The sequence below is a fragment of the Cellulomonas sp. P4_B5_2 genome (assembly GCF_056402235.1).
Genome location: NZ_JBFUHU010000207.1, coordinates 1 through 6,635 on the forward strand (window position 1 = coordinate 1; position 6,635 = coordinate 6,635).

General features: G+C 72.5%; 7 protein-coding genes. 3 read left to right on the forward strand and 4 right to left on the reverse strand.

The window, feature by feature from the left end; translation table 11 throughout:
* Positions 1-39 precede the first annotated feature (39 nt).
* Together AC1DUQ_RS14850 and AC1DUQ_RS14855 are read right to left on the reverse strand one after the other, a co-directional pair.
* Positions 40-1,341, reverse strand: a complete 1,302-nt coding sequence (locus AC1DUQ_RS14850) for an ABC transporter substrate-binding protein (protein ID WP_477074046.1) — start codon at positions 1,339-1,341, stop codon at positions 40-42.
* A gap of 287 nt (positions 1,342-1,628) precedes the next feature.
* Positions 1,629-2,147, reverse strand: a complete 519-nt coding sequence (locus tag AC1DUQ_RS14855; RefSeq protein WP_477061617.1) for a DUF2505 domain-containing protein — start codon at positions 2,145-2,147, stop codon at positions 1,629-1,631.
* Positions 2,148-2,247: 100 nt separating this feature from the next.
* On the opposite strand from AC1DUQ_RS14855, the gene AC1DUQ_RS14860 reads away from it, so the two are divergent.
* The gene (locus tag AC1DUQ_RS14860; RefSeq protein WP_477074047.1) at positions 2,248-3,729 is read left to right on the forward strand and encodes a sensor histidine kinase; all 1,482 of its coding nucleotides are present in this window, start codon (positions 2,248-2,250) and stop codon (positions 3,727-3,729) included.
* Between the two features lie 141 nt (positions 3,730-3,870).
* Here the strand turns inward: AC1DUQ_RS14860 and AC1DUQ_RS14865 are convergent, their stop codons facing one another.
* Entirely contained in the window at positions 3,871-4,119 is a 249-nt protein-coding gene (locus AC1DUQ_RS14865) for a WhiB family transcriptional regulator (protein ID WP_055912771.1), read from the reverse strand.
* Between the two features lie 391 nt (positions 4,120-4,510).
* Here AC1DUQ_RS14865 and AC1DUQ_RS14870 point away from each other — a divergent pair, with 391 nt between their 5' ends.
* The gene (locus tag AC1DUQ_RS14870; protein WP_477061619.1) at positions 4,511-4,906 is read left to right on the forward strand and encodes a hypothetical protein; all 396 of its coding nucleotides are present in this window, start codon (positions 4,511-4,513) and stop codon (positions 4,904-4,906) included.
* A 50-nt stretch (positions 4,907-4,956) separates the two neighbouring features.
* Positions 4,957-5,853 carry a glycosyltransferase family 2 protein gene (locus AC1DUQ_RS14875; protein WP_477061620.1) on the forward strand — a complete coding sequence of 299 codons (897 nt, stop codon included), beginning with the start codon at positions 4,957-4,959 and terminating at the stop codon, positions 5,851-5,853.
* Between the two features lie 13 nt (positions 5,854-5,866).
* Here the strand turns inward: AC1DUQ_RS14875 and AC1DUQ_RS14880 are convergent.
* The coding region (locus AC1DUQ_RS14880) for an AAA family ATPase (protein WP_477074048.1) at positions 5,867-6,635 on the reverse strand (769 nt) is incomplete at its 5' end.

The window sequence follows — 6,635 nt, forward strand, 5'->3', positions numbered from 1 at the left end:
GCCGATGGGTGACCCACCGGCCCGGCCCCGTGGCTAGCGTCAGCCGAGCGCGTTGACCGCGCTCACGAAGGTGTCCCACTGAGCAGCGGCGTCACCACCGTTGACGTCGACCTCGGTCAGAGCCGACTGCATCGCGTCGTTGACGGCGAAGTAGTTCGGGCCCTTGAACGGGGCGACGATGCCCACGGCGCGGTTGGCCAGGATCTGGCCGGCCGGGGCGTTGTTGAAGAACGCGTTCGTGGAGCCGAGCAGCTCGTCCGAGGCGAGCGCCTCGGTCTGGCTCGGGAACGTGCCCTTGTTCTTGTAGGCCTGGAGCTGCTGCTCCGGGGCCGTCAGCCAGGCGGMGAACTTCTTCGCGGCCTCGACGTTCTTGCCCTGCGACGGGACGGTCATGAACGAACCGCCCCAGTTGCCGGCGCCGCCGGGGAAGACGTCCGCGATGTCCCAGCCGGTCACGCCGGCCGAGTTGCCCTCGATGACACCGAGCATCCAGCCCGGCGCCAGCATGGTCGCGAAGCCGTCCGTCTGGAACGAGGCGTTCCAGTCGTCGCTCCACTGGCCGAGGTGCGCCGACAGGTTGTCGGTGACCGACGCCTTGGTGACGGCGTCGTAGATGTCCTTCACCTCGGGGTTCGTGGCGGCGATGATCGTGCCGTCCGCCTCCTCGTAGGCGTTCTCGACCTGGTTGATCATGCCCTGGTAGATGGCACCGGCAGCGTCGAAGAAGGGCTTGCCCGTGGCGTCGGTGTAGCGCTTGCCGAAGGCGAAGTAGTCGTCCCACGTGGCGTCGGCGCCACCGAGCTCGGCAGCCACCTCCTCACGCGTGGACGGCAGGCCGGCGGCGGCGAGCAGGTCACTGCGGAACGCGATGGCCTCCGGGCCGATGTCGGTGCCGTAGCCGAGGAGCTTGCCGTCGGGCGTGGTGGCCTGCGCGACCTTCCAGTCGAGCCAGCGGCCGTCGAGGGCCGGGTCGGCCAGGTCCTCGAACTTCTCCGGGAACTGCATGAGCTCGGGGAGCCAGTCGATCTCGATCATCTCGACGTCCGAGGCACCGGAACCCGACGCGAGGCGCGTGTTCAGGTTGTCGCGTGCCTCGTTCGAGGTCGCGGCCTTCTTGTTCTCGATGGTGACGCCCGGGTTCTCGGCCTCGTACGCCGCGAACATCTCGTCCRTGTAGCCAGGCTCGTTGAACGTGCCGAGCGTCAGGGTGATGTTCTCCGTGCCGCCCTCAGAACCTTCGTCGCTCGGCGTGTCGGAGGTGCCGGAGCAGGCTGTCGCGAGGAGGGCGATGCCCGTGACCCCCGCCGCGGCCGCCCACATCTTGCTGGTGGTCTTGCGCACTGTGACTCCCTTGTCAGTCGGACGGCGTCCTCGCCGTACCCCTAGGGCACCCGTCGTCCGCTCGCCGCAGGGGGCGCGACCGGGCATCGGGTTGGGCCGTGTGGACCCGGCGTGGTTGCGTTCCCATCCGCAGTGATGCGGGAGCGTTCCCACGCGCTGCGGATACTGTCGTCGGCGGCCCCGCGAGTGTCAAGGACGCCGCGGGGCGGTTTGCGTGTGGTAGCGATCCCACACCTGTGTTTGTGCAGGTCAGAGCGATATGGACATCGGTCCGTGTTACCGAATCGTTACGGCTGTGGCGTCGCGCCGTGACCTGCGATCCAGTGGCGTGCGACGTCCTGCTCAACCTCCAGCGCCGAGCGGATCGCGTCGGCCGTCGCCTGCTCGATCGCCGAGCCGAAGAGCGGCACCGTCGCGCGCAGCTCGCCGTCGTACGTCACGGTGGTCGACGCGGGGCCGGCCGACGACAGCGCCGTGCGCCCGCTGAGGCGGACCGGGGCACCGGCGATCTCGACGACCACGGTGCCGACGCGGGAGCCGTCCGCCGCGGGGGCCTCCCACGCCTCGACCTGGCGGACGTCGATCCGGGTGCCGACGAAGCCGCGCAGGTGCGCGGGGATCTGGTCGGTGGGCAGTGCGCGGCGTGTGGTCACCGTGAACGCCTCGTCCGGACCCCCCGTGATGTCCACGTGCTGCTCGAGCGCGCCGCTCGCGCGGACCTTCTGGTGGACGTACTCCGGGTCGGCGAGCAGCCGTGCCGCGGCGCGGGCGTCGGTCGGCAGGTCGATCGTCACGCTCAGTCGCACGATGGGTCCTTCGAGGATCGGGTGTGTGGCTCCGAGGCTAGCCGCCCAGGTCTCGGCCGTCCTGCCCTCCGGCCGCCCGGCGCCGCCTACCCTGGTGCCCGTGTCCACGCTGAGCACCCTCGCCGCTCGTCATGCCGCGCTCGATGCTCACGACCTCGAGTGGCTGCACCTCCTCGTCGGCGACTGGCAGGTCCTGTCCGACCTCGCGTTCGCCGACCTCGTGCTCTGGCTGCCGACGACCGACGGCGACTTCGTGGCCATCGCCCAGTGCAGGCCGTCCACCGGGGCCACGGTCCACTACGACGACGTCGTCGGCTCCAGCGCCCCCGAGGGGCAGCRACCCCAGCTGCAGCGGTCGCTCGACGAGCGTGCGGCCCAGCGCTCCCGCGAGCCGCGCTGGTTCGGCTCGTACGCGGTGCGTGAGGAGGCCGTCCCGGTGGTGCGCGGCGGCAAGGCGATCGCCGTGCTCGCCCGCCAGACCAACCTCGGTGGTGCCCGGACGCCCAGCCGGCTCGAGCTCAACTACGTCGAGGCGGCCGACGACATCTTCGCGATGGTCGGGCGCGGCGAGTTCCCGGCGCCCGACGCCCCCACCGGACCGCGTCGCGGCGCCCCCCGCGTGGGCGACGGGCTCGTCCGCCTCAACTCCGAGGGCGAGGTCCTCTACGCGAGCCCCAACGCCCTGTCCTGCTTCCACCGGCTCGGCGTGGTCGGTGACCTCGTCGGACGCTCGCTGGTCGAGGTGACCGCCGACCTCATCGAGCAGCACGACACCGTCGACGAGTCGATGCCCCTCGTGCTCATGGGGCGGGCGCCGTGGCGGGTGGACGTCGAGGCACGCGGGGTCGCCCTGTCCCTGCGCGCGGTGCCCCTGACCGAGCACGGCCAGCGGGTCGGTGCGGTGCTCCTGTGCCGCGACGTGTCCGAGCTGCGCCGACGCGAGCGCGAGCTGATCACGAAGGACGCGACGATCCGGGAGATCCACCACCGGGTGAAGAACAACCTGCAGACGGTGGCCGCCCTGCTGCGGCTGCAGTCGCGGCGCGTCGCCTCGCCCGAGGCCAAGGAGGCGCTGGGGGAGGCAATGCGACGGGTCGCGACGATCGCGCTCGTGCACGAGACCCTGTCGCAGACGCTGGACGAGAGCGTGCCGTTCGACGACCTCGTCGGGCGCAGCCTGCGGCTCGCGGCGGACGTGGCCACCGAGGGTGCGCACGTGCAGACGCTGGTGCGGGGGTCGTTCGGCTCGATCCCTGCGGAGGACGCGACCGCGCTGGCCCTCATCCTCACCGAGCTGGTGACCAACGCGGTCGAGCACGGGTTCGAGGGGCGGGAGTCGGGGACCGTGGAGGTCCTGGTGCAGCGCCAGGACGACACCCTGCGCGTCGAGGTGGCCGACGACGGCTCCGGCCTGCCGGCCGACCGCGGCGCCGGCACCGGGCTCGGGACGCAGATCGTCTCGACGCTCGTGACCAACGAGATGCGCGGGACCATCGAGTGGTCGAGCCGCGAGGGTGGCGGCACCTCGGTGGTCATCGAGGCTCGGCTGCGCGGTCCGCGCGACGTCGCAGCGCTGATCTGACGGCGGCGCTGTTCTGACGGCGTCGCTGATCTGACGGGCGGCGCTGTTCTGACGGCGGCGCTGATCTGACCGTCGAGCCCGGACGCGGCTCGACCCCGCCGCGCGGTGTGCGCGACGGGGCCGGAGCGGTGTGTCGAGAGGTCAGCCGGCGCGGCGCTGGCGGGCCGTGCGGCGCTTGAGCGCGCGGCGCTCGTCCTCGGAGAGCCCGCCCCAGACGCCCGCGTCCTGGCCGGTCTCGATCGCCCACTTGAGGCAGGTGTCGACGACGGGGCAGCGGCGGCAGACGGCCTTCGCCTCGTCGATCTGGAGCAACGCGGGGCCGGTGTTGCCGATGGGGAAGAACAGCTCCGGGTCCTCGTCGAGACACGCTGCGCGGTGGCGCCAATCCATGGGTTCTCTCCTAGGCACACGTCGAGACGGCACCCTGGGTCAGGGCGCGCGAGTCTGAACATGAGATCGGGGGTGGGATGACTTGCTACGTCAAGGCTCGCACCGGTATGGCAAGTCCACAAGAGTTACGGGAAGGTTTCATGTCCATAACGGCTGAGGCGTTCGTCACACCTGTGGGTGGCCTGTGTAGCGAGCCGTCCCGCGTATTGCTGCAGGTGAGGGCAGGTGTAGGACGAAAGTCCAGGTCGGCGCGCCGGTCGTCGGCGGTGATCAGCGTCACGTCGTGGTGTGAGACACGCTCCAGACGTGGTAATGCACGATTCGTCGCGTCGATGCAGGTCAGCGCAGGTGCGGGCGGCTTCGCACCGAGGACGTGCCTAGGCTCGTCCACGTGACCGACCGCCGCCCCGTCGCCCTGCTCGTCGTGTGCCTCCTGCTGACCCTGGAGGCCGCTGCCTTCCTCGGGCTGGGCGTGGCGTGGACGGTCGACGTCCTGCGCGGCACCGCGACCATGCCCGGGGCGAGCCTGTTCCTCGCGGCGTTCGGTGCCGGGATCGCACTGCTGCTCCTGCTGGCCGCGCGCGGCCTCTGGCGCGGTCGGCGCTGGGCGCGCTCGCCCGTGATCATGTGGCAGATCCTGCTGGTCGTCCTCGCGATCGGCTGGCTCGGTGCGGAGCCGACCGCCTGGGCGGTCCTCGTGCTCGTCGTCGCAGCCGCGGTCGGAGTCGGGCTCCTGCTGCCGCAGGTCGTCGCGGTGACCACTCAGGCCCGACCCTCGGCCGAGTAGCCTCGCGGGCACGGCACGAGCCCGACGGGCGCGTCGATAGGCTCGGGCCCGTGCGCCTTCTCCACCGCCCTCGCCCCGACCTGTCCATCGTCGTCGTCGGGTACGACATGGCCCGGGAGATCCCGCGGACGCTCGCGTCGCTGTCCCGGAGCTACCAGACCGGGCTGGACGGTCTGGTGACCGAGGTGGTGGTCGTCGACAACGGGTCGCCCGAGCCGCTCTCGGCCGCGATGGTGCGCTCGTTCGGCGACGAGTTCCGGCTGCACCGGATCGACGACGCCCCGGCGTCACCCGCGCACGCCGCGAACCTCGGCGTCTCCCTGACCCGGGGGTCGCACGTCGCGGTGATCCTCGACGGCGCCCGGATGGTCACCCCCGGGGTCGCCGCGCTGACCGTCCAGGCCCATCGGCTCGCGCCCCGTGCGCTGGTGACGCCGATGGCCTGGCACCTGGGTCCCCGTCACCAGTCGCTGTCGATCGCCGACGGGTACGGCGCGGCAGCCGAGGACGCGCTGCTCGACTCGGTGGACTGGCCCTCGGACGGCTACCGACTCTTCGACGTCGCCGCGCTCGCCGGCGCGAACCCGGACGGGATGCTCGGCACCACCAACGAGTCGTGCTTCCTGTCGGTGTCGCGGGGGCTGTGGGAGGAGGTCGGTGGCTGCGACGAGCGGTTCGACCTGCCCGGCGGTGGGCTGGTGAGTCTGGACCTCTTCACCCGCCTCGTCACCGGAGCCGGAGCCCAGCTCGTCGTCCTGCTCGGTGAGGGCTCCTTCCACCAGGTGCACGGCGGTGCGTCGACGTCGCCCGGCGCCAAGCACGCGCTCTGGGCCGAGCAGTACGCCGCGCTGCGCGGCGGGGCGTACCAGCGGCCGTCGGTGGACCCGCTGTACGTGGGCCGACTGCGCGATCCCGCCCGGCGTTGGCTGACGAGCCCGGCCCCCTGATCCTCGACCGTCGTCACTGCCGCTCGGGGCCGACGGAGTAGACCTGCACGACGGTCGCGTCCCGTCCGCGGAGCAGCACGCCCCGCCCGGCGGGCCGGTGGAGCGGGTCGACGCACCACGGGGCGCGGGGGCCCACCAGCTCCGCCGACGCCTGGTCGTGTGCGTCCAGCACGAGAGCCCGGCGGCGTCGCAGGAGGGCGGGGATGCTGCCGCGGAAGGCCTGCACGGCGGATGCCGAGGTCACGGTCGCGACGAGGCGTGCAGGCGGTAGCGCGCCGAACAGCTCGGGGTGGGTGCGCTCCAGCTCGTCCAGGTCGTCGACCAGGAGCACAGGCGCACCGGTCCGCTCGCACGTCGTGCGCACGTCTGCCGGACCGACGTCCCGGACCCCGGGCAGCTCGGGTGGAGGACCCGCGGAGGGGTCCACCAGGCGGATCACCTCCACGCCCGCTCGCACCAGGCTCCGCGCGACGACGGTCAGGACGGTGCTGCGGCCCGAGCCCGGCGGCCCCGCGACGAGGAGCCCCTCCGCGAGATCGACCCGCACGGTTCCGCCGTCGTCACCGCCCGGCCCGAGCGGCACGATGAGCCCGGCACCGGCGCCCGGGCCCGCCGGCAGGACCGCCCGCCCGGGCAGGGAGCGCACGAGCACCGCCGAGCGGTCCGGCGGAGCCGCGGACCGGCCGGGCCCGGTCGGTCGGCCGGGGAGGACGACCTGGCACAGCTCCGCACCTCCCGGGTGTACCCAGACGGCTCGCCCCGGGGCGACGCGGCGCCCGGCG